This is a genomic window from Acinetobacter sp. VT 511 (assembly GCF_001077515.1).
Taxonomy (GTDB): domain Bacteria; phylum Pseudomonadota; class Gammaproteobacteria; order Pseudomonadales; family Moraxellaceae; genus Acinetobacter; species Acinetobacter schindleri.
In genome coordinates, this window is the sequence record NZ_LFRE01000073.1 from 148,237 (window position 1) to 161,280 (window position 13,044).

Sequence of the window (13,044 nt, forward strand, 5' to 3'; positions counted from 1 at the left end):
GCCATAGCGATTTTTAAAATGATATTTTTGGTCAATTGATGTAAGGATTTTTAGCCTGATTCTGATATTTTTGGCACATGCGCTTAAAAATCATGCAAATATTGAAATTTTTTGTGACATTTAACATAAAAAGTGCCTGCTTTACACGGTAAAACAGGCACTTATCGAAACCATAACCACTTAACTGTCTGAGATTTTTAAACCCGATAGCCATGAACGTAATGAAGCAGGTTTCAGCGGTTTTTTCAGCAGCACAATATTCAGTTCCTTAAGCTGCTGTGGCAGTTCAGGATCAGAATCCGCAGTGATCAAGGCAACCGGTACATTTGGCTTACGATTATCTACGATAAAGTCCAGGCCGCGTTGGTCATGATTCAAATGCTGATCCACCAGCCAGACCTGAATATTTTCCTGTTCAATCATTTCCTGTGCCTGTTCAGGCTCTGTAGCTTTAAATACCTGATATCCCCATTTGGTCAGCAAGGTCGACATGCCTTCCAGAATGGTTTCATCATTGTCCAGACACAGCACTTTAAAGGCTTTGGACTTCAACGGTACTGCCTGCACTGGAGCTGCTACAACTTTTGGTGCCTCAGTGAGCGGTACTTCAATCATGAAGCACGAGCCTTTGCCATATTCAGAGTAGACGTGTACCGGATAGTCCAGCATGCTGGTCATACGCTGCACAATCGCCAGACCCAGCCCCAAACCTTGTTCACCCCACGGAGAAGTATGACCACAACGCTCAAATTCCTGGAACAGCTTGATCCGCTGCTCTTCGGCAATACCCGGTCCGGTATCCCATACGCCAATACGGATATGATTCGGTTTGCTGCTGGAACGCAGTACACCCACAATCACTTTGCCGCTGGCGGTATAACGGAGCGCATTGCTGACAAAGTTCTGGATAATCCGGCGAATCCATTGTGGATCAGTATCAATCCAGAACTGCGCATCATGCACACTGAACTTGATGCCACGCTGGGCTGCAATCGACTTGAATTGCAATTCTAGATCACTGAGCAGATCATGCAATGGATAAGCTTGACGCTTCGGCTGAATCGTTCCACCTTCCAGACGGGCAATATCCAGCAGGGCAGAAAGCATGCTTTCTGCACCATACAAGGCACGGTCCAGCTGCTGTAAGGTCTTGCGATCTTCTTCACTTTGCACACTTTGTTCCAGTGCCGTACTGAACAGACGTGCTGCATGCATCGGCTGTAACAGGTCATGACTGGCTGCTGCAATAAAGCGGCTTTTGGACATATTCGCCTTGTCTGCCTGTTCACGAGCCAATTGCTGTTCGGACAAGGCATCCGCAAGCTGCTGGGTACGATCACGCACGCGTGCTTCCAGTACGGCTTCATTTTCACGGAAGGCGGTAATATCCGCAAAGGTCGTAACAAAGCCACCGCCTTCAATCGGATTGCCACGCATCTGAATCACGCGGCCATCTTTACGGATCCGCTCGAATTCATGTGCACTACCGACCTGCATCCAGTGAATCCGTTTACGCACATGCTCTTCGACCGAACCCGGCCCACATTCACCGCGCTCGGCGTTATAACGAATCAGGTCAGCGATCGGGCAACCAACATAGACAATATCTTTTGGATAATCAAATAGCTTCAGATACTGGTTGTTCCATGCTACCAGGCACATGTTTTCATCGACGACACTGACACCTTGGGTCATATGGTCGATCATGGTCATGATCAGGTTCTGGTTAAAGCGCTGCCACTGGGAAGCTTGGTCAAGAATGTTGGCGACCTGACCAAGAGCCAGACCGTTATTTACCATCGCAGTGGTCAATAAGGTACGCGCTGAGGCAGCACCGATCGTGCCAGCCAGATATTGCTCGGTAAAGCGCCACCACATGCCATTGGCACTGCTATTTTCATTCAGCTCGACATTATTCTGGGTACAGAACTGCTTGAATGCACGCGTGGTGGGTTCTTCACCGGTAATGCGTTTGGCCAGCGTAATCAGGTCACCGACTTTTAAACGGGCCACATCCTGATGGGAATAGCTCACTTCAGTAGTTGGGCTCTGCGAAGGCAGGGGTTTGGTTTCATAGTAGAAGAAACTTTCCGCCTGAATCTGCTCTGCCACACTTGGACGGAAGATGCGTGACACCCAAATGTAGAGCAGTAAATTGAGACCGAGTGACCACACCACACCATGAGTCAAGGAATCAAAGGATTCAAAACCCAGTAATGCTTCAGGACGAAGCCAGTTGAGCGCCAGTGGGCCATAATTGAGAAAGTCGTGGCTAAACTGCTGATATGTTTCGGGCAGGCTACGCAGAATGGTCGGGAACAGTAAGGTATAAGCCCACAAAGCAAAACCGGTCAGCAAGCCGGCATAGACACCCTGTTTACTGCCACCCCGCCAGTACAGACCACCAATCAGGGCAGGGGCAAACTGTGCCACCGCACTAAAGGCCAGCAGCCCGAAGATAGAAAGCTGATCAATATCATTAAAGAAATTGAAGAACAGGAAGCCCATCAGCATTACAGCTAAGATAGAGATGCGTCGGGTAAATTTCAGTACCAATGGCAGACGTTTGTCATGACGTGAAATCAGGTTAAAACGCCACAACGCCGGCATGATCAAGTCATTACTCAGCATGATCGATAAGGCAACGGAAGACACCAATAACATCCCGGTGGATGCCGAGAATCCTCCGAGGAAGGCTAATAGGGTCAGCCAGTCCTGGTTATAGCTTAGAGGCAAAGACAGTACTGCTACATCTGGAATCGCCAGATAATGTGGTGCTGCATGCAATGCCCAACTGGCAATTGGAATGATCGCGATGGTAGTCAGAATCAGATAGACTGCAAACCAGCGGCGGGCACCACGGATATGCTTTTCATCGCGCAGTTCAACCACGGCCACGTGGAACTGACGCGGCAAACAGATAATCGCCAATGCCGCGAGTAGGGTTTGTACCCAGAAACTTTCTGGCACGCCAAACAGCTGCACTTCATGGAAGGTGGTTTTGATATCACCCGTAATCTGTGACAAATTTTCCGGTGCAGCAAACATGAAGAAACCAGCAACTGCCAGTAATGCAAACAGCTTAACGAAAGATTCAAAGGCGACTGCCAGCATCAGACCGCCATGCTGTTCGGTATTGGCAATCTGTCGCGTACCGAAAATCATGGCCAGGATAGCCAGAACTCCGGTCAGGAACAGTACACTATTGGTAGTGCTGGCGATTCCCGCTGAAGGCTCCAGAATCACGGATGCACTCAGGGCAATCGCACGCAATTGCAAGGCCAGATAGGGAATAATCGCGATGACTGCCAGAATGGTAACCAGTGAAGCCAGTGGTCCACTTTTACCATAACGTGCCGCGACAAAATCTGCGATCGAGGAAATGGCATGGTGCTGACGTACTCGTCCCAACCGGCGCCAGATGTCATAACCAATCGCGACAAAAAGCAGTGGGCCGAGGTAGATAGGTAGGAAAATAATCCCTTCACGTACTGCAGCACCTGTTGCTCCATAAAAGGTCCAGGAAGAACAGTAGACACCTAAAGTTAAGCTAAACAATAGCATGCGTCCACGAGTGCTGAGACGACTGGCGTGTTTCTCCCCGAAAAATGCACAAACAAAGAGTAATGCGATATAGAGGGTGAGCACCCCTATGATGAGCCAACTGTTCATATTGCCTGAAGTGTACTGAGCATGCGGCTATAATACAGCATCATGAACGCAGGCGTTCAAATTGCTTATTTTTTAACGACCAAAGTCTAAATTACAACCACCTATAAAGCTTGTTAATTTGTACAGGTGATAATTCGAATTAAAAAATGGATGCCTAAGGTTGGGCATAGCAAGGAGAATATTTATGGATGAGAGACAAGTAGAACAGATTCTACAAAATCCCAAATTCAAGGAAATGGTCGCCAAAAAAAGTCGTCTTAGCTGGACACTTACGGCAATCATGTTGTTTGTATACGTGGGTTTCATGCTCTTGGTTGGTTATAACAAAGAATTTCTAATGAGTTCTGTTTCTGGCGGTGTGACGACTTGGGGGATTCCATTAGGACTTGGCATTATCGTATTGTCTTTTGTTTTATGTGGTGTGTATTCCTACATTGCCAATAACCAACTTGATCAACTGAACGAAGAAGCAATGCGCGAAGTTGAAGCAATCACTCATGAAAAAGGGCTGCACTAAGATGAAATGGAATTCATTTAAAGCACTTGCGGCATCAACATTATTGATGTCTGGTATGGCAGTTGCAGGACCTGATTTAGGTGCAGCTGAACAACAAGCCACGAATTGGCACGCGATTATCATGTTCGTGATTTTCGTAGGCGCAACGCTTTTCATTACCAAATGGGCAGCAAAACAAACCACCAGTACCAATGATTTCTATACTGCGGGTGGCGGGATATCAGGTTTTCAGAATGGTCTGGCAATTGCCGGTGACTTTATGTCAGCAGCATCCTTCCTCGGTATTTCCGCAATGGTATTCTTGTCAGGTTTTGACGGCTTACTATATTCTCTAGGCTTTATGGTGGGTTGGCCGATTGTATTGTTCCTGGTGGCAGAACGTCTGCGTAACTTGGGTAAATTCAACTTGTCAGATGTCGTCTCTTTCCGTTTACAGGAAAAACCGGTGCGTACTTTGGCTGCATTAAGCTCCTTGGTTGTAGTAGCGTTCTACCTGATTGCACAAATGGTGGGTGCAGGTCAGCTGATCAAGCTTCTATTCGGTCTGAACTATAACATTGCAGTTGTTATTGTTGGTTTACTGATGATGGCTTACGTGATGTTTGGTGGCATGTTGGCAACGACTTGGGTACAGATCATCAAGGCCGTAATGCTGTTATCTGGTGCGACCTTCATGGCTTTCATGGTGATGAAAGGCGTGGGCTTCAGTTTTACCAATATGTTTGAACAGGCGATTGGTGTCTATTCAAAAGTGCATGATTTGAGCTTGGCTGATGCAACCAAAATCATGGGTCCTGGTAGCTTGGCGTCTAACCCGGTTGATGCAATCTCTCTTGGTCTTGCCTTGATGTTTGGTACAGCAGGTCTGCCACATATCCTGATGCGCTTCTTCACAGTAAAAGATGCTAAAGAAGCACGTAAATCGGTGGTCGTGGCGACAGGCTTTATTGGTTATTTTTACCTGTTAACCTTCATCATCGGTTTCGGTGCGATTCTATATGTATCGAATAACCCGCAATTCCTAGATGTAGCGAAAATGGCTATGACTGGCAAACTAGAGCTGGTTGGTGGTAACAACATGGCTGCAGTTCACTTGTCTGATGCTGTTGGCGGTGACTTGTTCATGGGCTTCATCTCGGCAGTAGCATTCGCAACAATTCTTGCGGTAGTTGCTGGTTTGACCTTGTCTGGCGCTTCAGCAATCTCACACGACTTGTATGCCAACGTATTTAAGAAAGGTCAAACCACACCTGAATCTGAACTGCGTATGTCTAAAATTGCGACTTTAGGTCTTGCAATCTTTGCCATGATTTTGGGTATCCTGTTCGAGAAGCAAAACGTTGCCTTCATGGTTGGTCTAGCTTTCTCTGTGGCTGCATGTGCAAACTTCCCAGTACTTGTACTTTCCATGTTCTGGAAAGGTTTAACAACTCGTGGCGCAGTAGCAGGTGGTCTTGTAGGTTTAGTATTAGCAGTGGTACTTATCGTACTGTCTAAAGCAGTTTGGGTAGATACATTGGGTATTTCTGATACACCAATTAATCCATACAATGGTCCTGCATTATTTGCGATGCCTTTAGCATTCTTCTTCTGCTGGTTGTTCTCTGTGACAGATAACTCTGCACAAGCGCAAGCGGAACGCAAAGCATTCGATGCACAGTTTGTACGTTCACAAACAGGTATTGGTATCTCAGGTGCCTCTGATCACTAAGATGATTTGATCACCTATAAAAAAGTCCCGCAAGGGACTTTTTTATTACCTGTAGATCCCGACGCTCATAAGGAAGTTCATCTTTTCCGTCCCTTTATTGCATAGCTGGATTTCGAAATTTTGGAAAAAATAGAAGATCAAGTCTTTTCTATGAAATGTTACGAGAAGAACACAGGAGTACAACCAAGCGAATAATAACAATAACTTATCATATTGCTTAGGTTTCGATATGTGATCGAAATACATTTTTTTATTCAAGTTTTCTTTTTAAGTAATGTACGTGGGGCCGATCTGGTCTGATTAATAAAAAGCAAAAAATGGAGTGGATATGTCTTCCAGAGCCACATCCTGGTATTCCAATGTGAATCCTCGTGTGTTTTTAACAACTGTCATCATCATTGGACTATTTCTTTTAATGGTGGTCCTGGCACCTAATTCGTTTGAACTGATGACGCAGCAACTGAACCAGTGGGTGACGACCTCTTTTAGCTGGTTCTATGTACTCTCTGTTGCAATTTTCCTGATTCTGCTGATTTTTATTGCACTATCGGACATGGGTAGGATTAAGCTGGGCCCGGACCATAGCACGCCGGATTATAACAATGCCTCCTGGTTTGCCATGCTGTTTACTGCGGGTATGGGGATTGGGTTGATGTTCTTTGGTGTTGCTGAACCGGTAATGCACTATGTCACTCCGCCATCGGGTGAACCTGAAACTATTCAGGCGGCACAGCAGGCCATGCGTGTGACCTTCTTTCACTGGGGACTCCATGCCTGGGCGATCTATACACTGGTCGGATTATCCTTGGCTTACTTTGCCTACCGGCATCAGTTACCTTTGAAAATACGCTCTGCACTTTATCCTTTAATTGGCAAGCGAATTTACGGCCCGATCGGGGATGGTGTCGATATCTTCGCAACGATTGGAACCGTATTTGGTGTCGCCACCACTTTGGGTTTCGGAGTAACACAGATCAATTCTGGTCTGAACTATCTGTTTGGCATTGAGCAAAGTACTGGAGTACAAGTCATACTGATTATTATTGTCAGTGCGATGGCTTCACTCTCGGTATTTTTTGGTCTGGATAAAGGGATTAAGCGCCTATCCGAACTGAATCTGGTTTTGGCTTTGGGACTATTACTTTTTGTCTTTCTGGCAGGACCGACTATTTATCTGCTGCAAACGACTATTCAAAACGTCGGACAGTATGTGTCTGGTCTATTCAGTATGACCTTTAATCTGTATGCCTATCAGCCTAATGGCTGGATTGGCGGATGGACCATTATGTACTGGGCCTGGTGGATTTCCTGGTCACCATTTGTCGGGATGTTCATTGCCCGGGTATCTCGAGGTCGAACCGTTCGCGAATTTATCGTGGGCGTTTTACTGATTCCAACCGGCTTTACCCTGATCTGGATGGGCTTTATGGGCAATGCTGCGCTTTACAGCATTTTACATGAAGCAAATATTAACCTGATGCAGGCAGTACAGCGTGACTCATCTGTGGCACTGTTTGAATTTCTGCAGGGGTTGCCTTTCTCGGCAGTGATGAGTGTAGTCGCCACATTCTTGGTAATGTTATTTTTCGTCACTTCGGCTGACTCTGGTGCACTGGTTACCGATTATCTGACTGCGAAATCTGATCAGTCTCCAACTTGGCAGCGTCTGTTCTGGACAGTGATCAAGGCTTTACTGGCAATTGTGCTGTTATATGCAGGTGGCCTGGCTGCACTGCAATCTGCCACCATGTTGAGTGCTTTGCCTTTTACCTTGATCATGTTGGTGATTAGTTGGGGGCTGATCAAAGCACTACGGCTGGAAGTCACCAAAATGCATGCATTACAAGAAGCCCGAATTACACCACGAGCAATTCATAATCCGCGTAGCTGGCAGCAGCGTTTGGGACTCATCATGCATTATGCTCATAATGAACAGGAAGTGACAGCGTATATCCAGTCGGAAGTCAGACAGGCATTTTTAAGTATTCAGAAAGAATTTCAACGCCGTCATCATGCCGTCATCATTGATGAAATAGAGCAGGGGCTTTGCTTACGAGTAGATCATCAGGATGAAGCGAATTTCGTTTATGCAGTGGTTGCACGCCAGATCTTACCGCCAAGTTTTATGCCATCTCAGGATGAAGATGCAGGACAATATTTTCAAGCTGAAGTCTTCCTCAATGAAGGTGGGCAAAACTATGATGTGATGGAATGGACCCGGGAAGATCTTTTGCAGGATATTTTGGATCAGTATGAACGGCATCTGCACTTCTTGAGCAGGGTGCGCTAAGTGGTGCTATCGCTTAATTAACCTAATAAACCGAATAAAAAAGGATGCATATTGTGTCCTTTTTTATTCGGATTATCTTAAAATTTAACAAGGATATGAACCCTTAACTTATTTATAAATAATAAAAATTTCATTTATTCTTTAATAAAAATATAGATGATTAGCTCGTAAAAGGATGAAGTAAAAATCTATATTAATAAACTAAAAAATTAGATGTGATTTAACTGCTTATATTTTTAAATGAATACATCATTTTGATACAAAGCACTGCTCTGCATATGACATGATTACATGTTAAGTTTGAGCAGATAACAATAAAACTGCAGATTGTAGTGTCATGAAGAAGAAGGATTAGATGAAGCAAGCTTTGTTAATGTGCTGGACGACCTTTAAGCGCCTGCCTTCTGCATGGCTGCTTTGTCTGCAATTCATCATTCTGATCCTGTCAGTACTGAGCTATGAATACGCACCTTATCGGGCTGCAACTTGGGTACTAGGCGTATTGGTTTTACTGGTGATCGCTAGGGTTATTCGTCAGACTCCCGTATTTACCTTATTGGGATTAAGTTTCGTTGTTGGTGCGCTATTTTTTTCATCATTGGTTTTATTCGGGATGAAACAAGTCTGGGTCTTAATTACCGCCCATGCCTTTGAAGCATGTGCTTATTTTAGTGCATCCTATGGTTTATTGCGTTATATGTTTCATGACCGTTACCTGACCAAAGATGAATTATTTGCGGCAGGCGCAGCCTTTACTTTGATGGCTTGGGGTTTCGCTTTTCTTTATAGTATCTGTCAGTTATTGGTTCCCTATAGTTTTGCTGATCCAGATCTACAAGCTTATCAGCCCTGGTTAGATTTGTTGTTCTTGAGTTTTAGCGTGCAGTCCGCGACAGGATTGGCGGATACTATGCCAGTGAGTCCATTTGCCAGAATGCTCACCATGATCCAGATGTTCTTTGGCGTGATGTATCTGGCACTGATTGTCTCTCGACTGGTAGGGCTGCAATATATTTCTCATTTACCGCATAGAAAATCAGAGCAAGAAAAAAAGGACACATAAAGTGTCCTTTTTTTGTATTCAGAATCTAATCAGAAATTAGAAACGGAATTTAGCATTCAAGCCCACAGTTTGGGTATCTGTTGCAACATCTTGATCCAGATTAGCATTTTTAGTTTCGTAGTTAGCATTAACATAGCTAGCACCTACAGATACTGCTGGAGTAACGAAGTAGTTTACGTTCGCACCTAAAGCTTTATCTGGAGAACCTGCATAGCTAGATTCCATATAAGAAACGCCAACACTTAGTTTAGGGTTGAGGTAAAGCGTTGTACCTAGGTTATAAGCAGTGTCTTCACCGTAAACTAAACCAGATTCAAAACCGATCGACATATTTGTACCATCGATTGCACCTACGTATTTAGTACGCGCAGTAATTGCATCTTGATCTTCATTGATAGTCATCGTCTCAAGAGCAGCTTTAGCAACACCGTTGTTAAACATGTTGAAAGCATCGTAAGAAGTCTGGTCAGCAACACTTGTATAACCTACTGCAACCAGGAAGTTAGAAATAGGTAATACACCCACTTCTAATGCATAACGATCGCCATTGTCATTCTTTTGGCCATCTTTACCGTCAGTAATAGTATGGCTATAAGAAGCGCTTGCATATGCTGGAACAAGTTTAGTTGGAATGTAGACTTCACCTTTCGCACCGAAAGTATGAGAAGTCTGGTTTACACCTTCTTCTGAAACTCGAGTATCTGCCGCTACATCGTATTCACCGTATGTATAAGCTAAAGACACGTTAGAAGCTTGGTTTAGGAATGCTGCTTCAGCTAAAGGACCTTTAGAAGTATCAACGTCCTTGAGATAGTAAGTACCTTGAACAGCACCAGTGAAGTCTTTGTCATTTACCGTATTGTCGATGTACTCTGACTGGCCTTGAACTTCAAATTGATACGCCTGAGCACCGGTCATCGCTAATAATAAAGCAGTGGCTAAACCTAGTTTTTTCATGATTATTACCGTTTTTTAAAAGGGAGGTAAAACAGGGGTAATTGTATTGTAACAATTTATTAAGTCAATAAACCTTTTAAAATCATATAAATATGAATTTTCTAATTGTTATGTTTTTGTAAAGATTGTGAATTTATTATTTAACTGCTTAGTCCTAAAAAAAATACTGATAGAACAAATAATTACTTAAATAAAAAGAAATAATATAAAACACGTGAAAATTCACATTTATAACAGGTGGTTATTGTTTAATTTAATTCAAATGTATATAAGAATTGGAAAAACCAATTCTATAGAGTCAAACCTCTCCATATAAATGATTAAGAATGCCTAGATCACTTATTTAGTTGATTCAATAATTCTTTTCTAATTCATTAAATTTATTTTTTATTTAAATTAAATCTAATTTTGTGTAAAAAACAGACAAATATCAAATCCAACTAATTTAATATGCTTTACATTTTACATGAAAGTTACGATAATTAATTCATCAAGTTAGATGATGTATTTACTTAAATTCTTTATTTGACCTGATTCTCCACGAATTTTGTGTTTTATCGGCCCAGCTTTCCCCAAGGTTGGGCTTTTTTTTGCCTGAAACTTAAGTAGAGATGAGTGAAGGAGATAAAGACTAATCAATACGTATAAATATTAAACAAATCAAAGTATATTTTAAAAGAAATAAAAGCACTATAATGGTGCATTATCTTTGTTAAGATATTATATAAAAAATTAAATAGATAAAAAAAACCCCAATTTTCAATGAAAATTGGGGTTTTTTGGCCAAAATTTGCGGGTAAATTAAAATATCTGCTGAGGAAAAATTTAATTCGCCCTAATGCGGTGCATTATGCACTTAATTGTTGCATATGTAAACAGTAAACAATACGAATTTCAATTTTTTTGAAATTGTTTGATACATCTGCTGGTTATTTGCTGAAATTAAAAATTTTTAATTTAAATATAAGAACATAAATTAAGATCTATATGACTTTTGAGTTCAGTAAAGTTATATAAAAGCATTTAATATAAAGAATTTTTTCTTTCTGAAGAAATGGATTTTTTGTATAATAATTAAGATAAATCAAATACTTTATTAATTATTAGTCTGAGGGCGTACGCTAAGACAATGAATACTCTGCGCTCTGAACAAATCAGTAAACATCTTTATTGCGCAATGTCTGTCATTATTTTATGTCTGCTGTTCATTTGCATTCCTCTCATTGTGAATAGCACTCAAAGTTACCTTAAGGCTGTGCGTACTTCTGACGAATTACATGCCTTGCAAGAAGTTGCCATTCTGGCCAATAAGATTTCCAAGGAAAGAGCCCCTGCCAATAAAGTCCTTTCCAGTACGCCTGAAGAAATTCACCAACGACAACAAGAACTCGAAATTTACCGTAAAGAAGTAGATCAGCAGTTCGAGCATACAGCAAAAGTATTACAGCAAGTGGGCTTCCCGCATTTAAGTCAACGTTTGGAAAGTACGGTTCGACCAAGTCTGGAGCAGGGACGTTTACAGATCGATCGTTATGCAAAAATTCCTTGGGAACAGCGTAATGCTCAAGCACTTGATCAAGCGATTGCTGCAATGTTTAAGGCCTGGGACAGTTGTCGTACTATCCTAAAAGGAGTAGTAATTGCTTCTAATACCACCTCTACCTCACAAAATAATTTTATTTCTCAGATTTTATTTTTATCTGACTTGAGGGATCAGGCAGGGCGTGCCGCCTCTACAATCATGGCTTATGTGACTTTCGACCAACCGATTCCTGCTGCAAACCTAACCCGTGCTATGCAAGTCCAATATCGGATCCATTATCTTTGGGATTTAATCGGCACATTGCAGCCGGAAGAGGACAAGACTGAAGAATTCAACCGGTTGCATAATGCTGTCGATACGGTATTTATTCAAAAAGGCTTACCGATCGTTTCAAGTCTGGTGGAAGAGAGCATTCAGCAGGTTCCTTATCATTTGACAGGAACAGAACTCACCAATGCGATGGTTGATAAATTTGCTACCGTTGTTGACCTGCAAAGCTATTTACTTGAGTACAGCAATCAGGTTGCAGAGCGGGAAAAATCTTCTCATTTGCAGCAATTGCTCTGGACAGTTTTACTTTCATTCGTGTCTTTAGGAGCAGCAATTGCGACGATGATTTTTGCACGTAAAAGTGTATTTCAGCCGCTGATAGAAGCGCGTCAAATTCTGTTTACGCTTTCGGAAAATGGTGATACCAAAGCTTTATCATCGAATGCCCATACTAAATCTGAATCCTTATTTACTGCCATTCAAAGGTTGCAACAGATGTTGCAGCAACGTGATGCCTTAGAATTCAGGCTTAAAAATATTGCTCATTCCGATCCTTTAACCGGACTGGCGAATCGGTTCGCCTTGGAGGAATACACTCGTTTTCTGGAATCACATCCTTCACAGTTTAGTCAGACGTGTTTGATGATTATTGATATTGATCACTTTAAGCAGGTGAACGATCAGTATGGACACATTATCGGAGATGAAGTCATTCAGTTTGTGGCGCAGTGCCTGAAGGACAATGTCCGTACTTCTGATTTACTGGTACGTTATGGCGGGGATGAATTTCTGGTTCTGATTGAAAATATTGACTTCGATAATGCCCGTAAGATTGCCGATAAGATTCGAAGCGAAGTAGAGGGTGCTTATATTTTAAGTGAAAATGGTGATCAGATTCAGGTCTCGGTCAGTGTGGGGGTGGCGATAGGTGCGCAGTCCTGGATCAGCCTGTTTACCAAAGCGGATAAAGCTTTGTTTGTGGCTAAAGGTCAAGGACGTAATGCAGTGGCTGAGGTTTAAT

General features: G+C 42.7%; 7 protein-coding genes. 5 read left to right on the forward strand and 2 right to left on the reverse strand.

Annotated elements, in window-relative coordinates; all coding sequences use genetic code 11:
* Nucleotides 1-180: 180 nt before the first annotated feature.
* On the reverse strand, nt 181-3,672 hold the full coding sequence (locus ACS72_RS11495; RefSeq protein WP_048882193.1) for a PAS domain-containing hybrid sensor histidine kinase/response regulator: 3,492 nt from the start codon (nt 3,670-3,672) through the stop codon (nt 181-183).
* Between the two features lie 184 nt (nt 3,673-3,856).
* Here ACS72_RS11495 and ACS72_RS11500 point away from each other — a divergent pair, with 184 nt between their 5' ends.
* The 4 genes from ACS72_RS11500 to ACS72_RS11515 all read left to right on the forward strand — a co-directional run bounded on the left by ACS72_RS11500 (nt 3,857) and on the right by ACS72_RS11515 (nt 9,253).
* Nucleotides 3,857-4,189 (forward strand): DUF485 domain-containing protein, encoded by a 333-nt coding sequence (locus ACS72_RS11500; protein ID WP_004813690.1) that lies wholly within the window; start codon nt 3,857-3,859, stop codon nt 4,187-4,189.
* 1 nt (nt 4,190) lies between these two features.
* On the forward strand, nt 4,191-5,900 hold the full coding sequence (locus ACS72_RS11505; protein ID WP_048882194.1) for a cation acetate symporter: 1,710 nt from the start codon (nt 4,191-4,193) through the stop codon (nt 5,898-5,900).
* A gap of 328 nt (nt 5,901-6,228) precedes the next feature.
* The gene (locus tag ACS72_RS11510; RefSeq protein ID WP_048882195.1) at nt 6,229-8,190 is read left to right on the forward strand and encodes a choline BCCT transporter BetT; all 1,962 of its coding nucleotides are present in this window, start codon (nt 6,229-6,231) and stop codon (nt 8,188-8,190) included.
* Between the two features lie 355 nt (nt 8,191-8,545).
* On the forward strand, nt 8,546-9,253 hold the full coding sequence (locus tag ACS72_RS11515; RefSeq protein WP_048882196.1) for an ion channel: 708 nt from the start codon (nt 8,546-8,548) through the stop codon (nt 9,251-9,253).
* Nucleotides 9,254-9,289: 36 nt separating this feature from the next.
* Here the strand turns inward: ACS72_RS11515 and omp33-36 are convergent, their stop codons facing one another.
* Nucleotides 9,290-10,210, reverse strand: a complete 921-nt coding sequence (omp33-36, locus tag ACS72_RS11520; protein ID WP_048882197.1) for a porin Omp33-36 — start codon at nt 10,208-10,210, stop codon at nt 9,290-9,292.
* A gap of 1,129 nt (nt 10,211-11,339) precedes the next feature.
* Here omp33-36 and ACS72_RS11525 point away from each other — a divergent pair.
* A complete protein-coding gene (locus ACS72_RS11525) occupies nt 11,340-13,043 on the forward strand; it encodes a GGDEF domain-containing protein (protein ID WP_048882198.1) in 1,704 nt (567 codons plus the stop codon).
* Nucleotide 13,044: the final 1 nt, after the last annotated feature.

Bases quoted from the DNA above. Each gene is read 5' to 3' on its own strand.
- ACS72_RS11515 (WP_048882196.1), top strand. From the start codon at position 8,546: ATGAAGCAAGCTTTGTTAATGTGCTGGACGACCTTTAAGCGCCTGCCT.
- ACS72_RS11500 (WP_004813690.1), top strand. From the start codon at position 3,857: ATGGATGAGAGACAAGTAGAACAGATTCTACAAAATCCCAAATTCAAG.
- ACS72_RS11495 (WP_048882193.1), bottom strand. From the start codon at position 3,672: ATGAACAGTTGGCTCATCATAGGGGTGCTCACCCTCTATATCGCATTA.
- ACS72_RS11505 (WP_048882194.1), top strand. From the start codon at position 4,191: ATGAAATGGAATTCATTTAAAGCACTTGCGGCATCAACATTATTGATG.
- ACS72_RS11510 (WP_048882195.1), top strand. From the start codon at position 6,229: ATGTCTTCCAGAGCCACATCCTGGTATTCCAATGTGAATCCTCGTGTG.
- omp33-36 (WP_048882197.1), bottom strand. From the start codon at position 10,210: ATGAAAAAACTAGGTTTAGCCACTGCTTTATTATTAGCGATGACCGGT.
- ACS72_RS11525 (WP_048882198.1), top strand. From the start codon at position 11,340: ATGAATACTCTGCGCTCTGAACAAATCAGTAAACATCTTTATTGCGCA.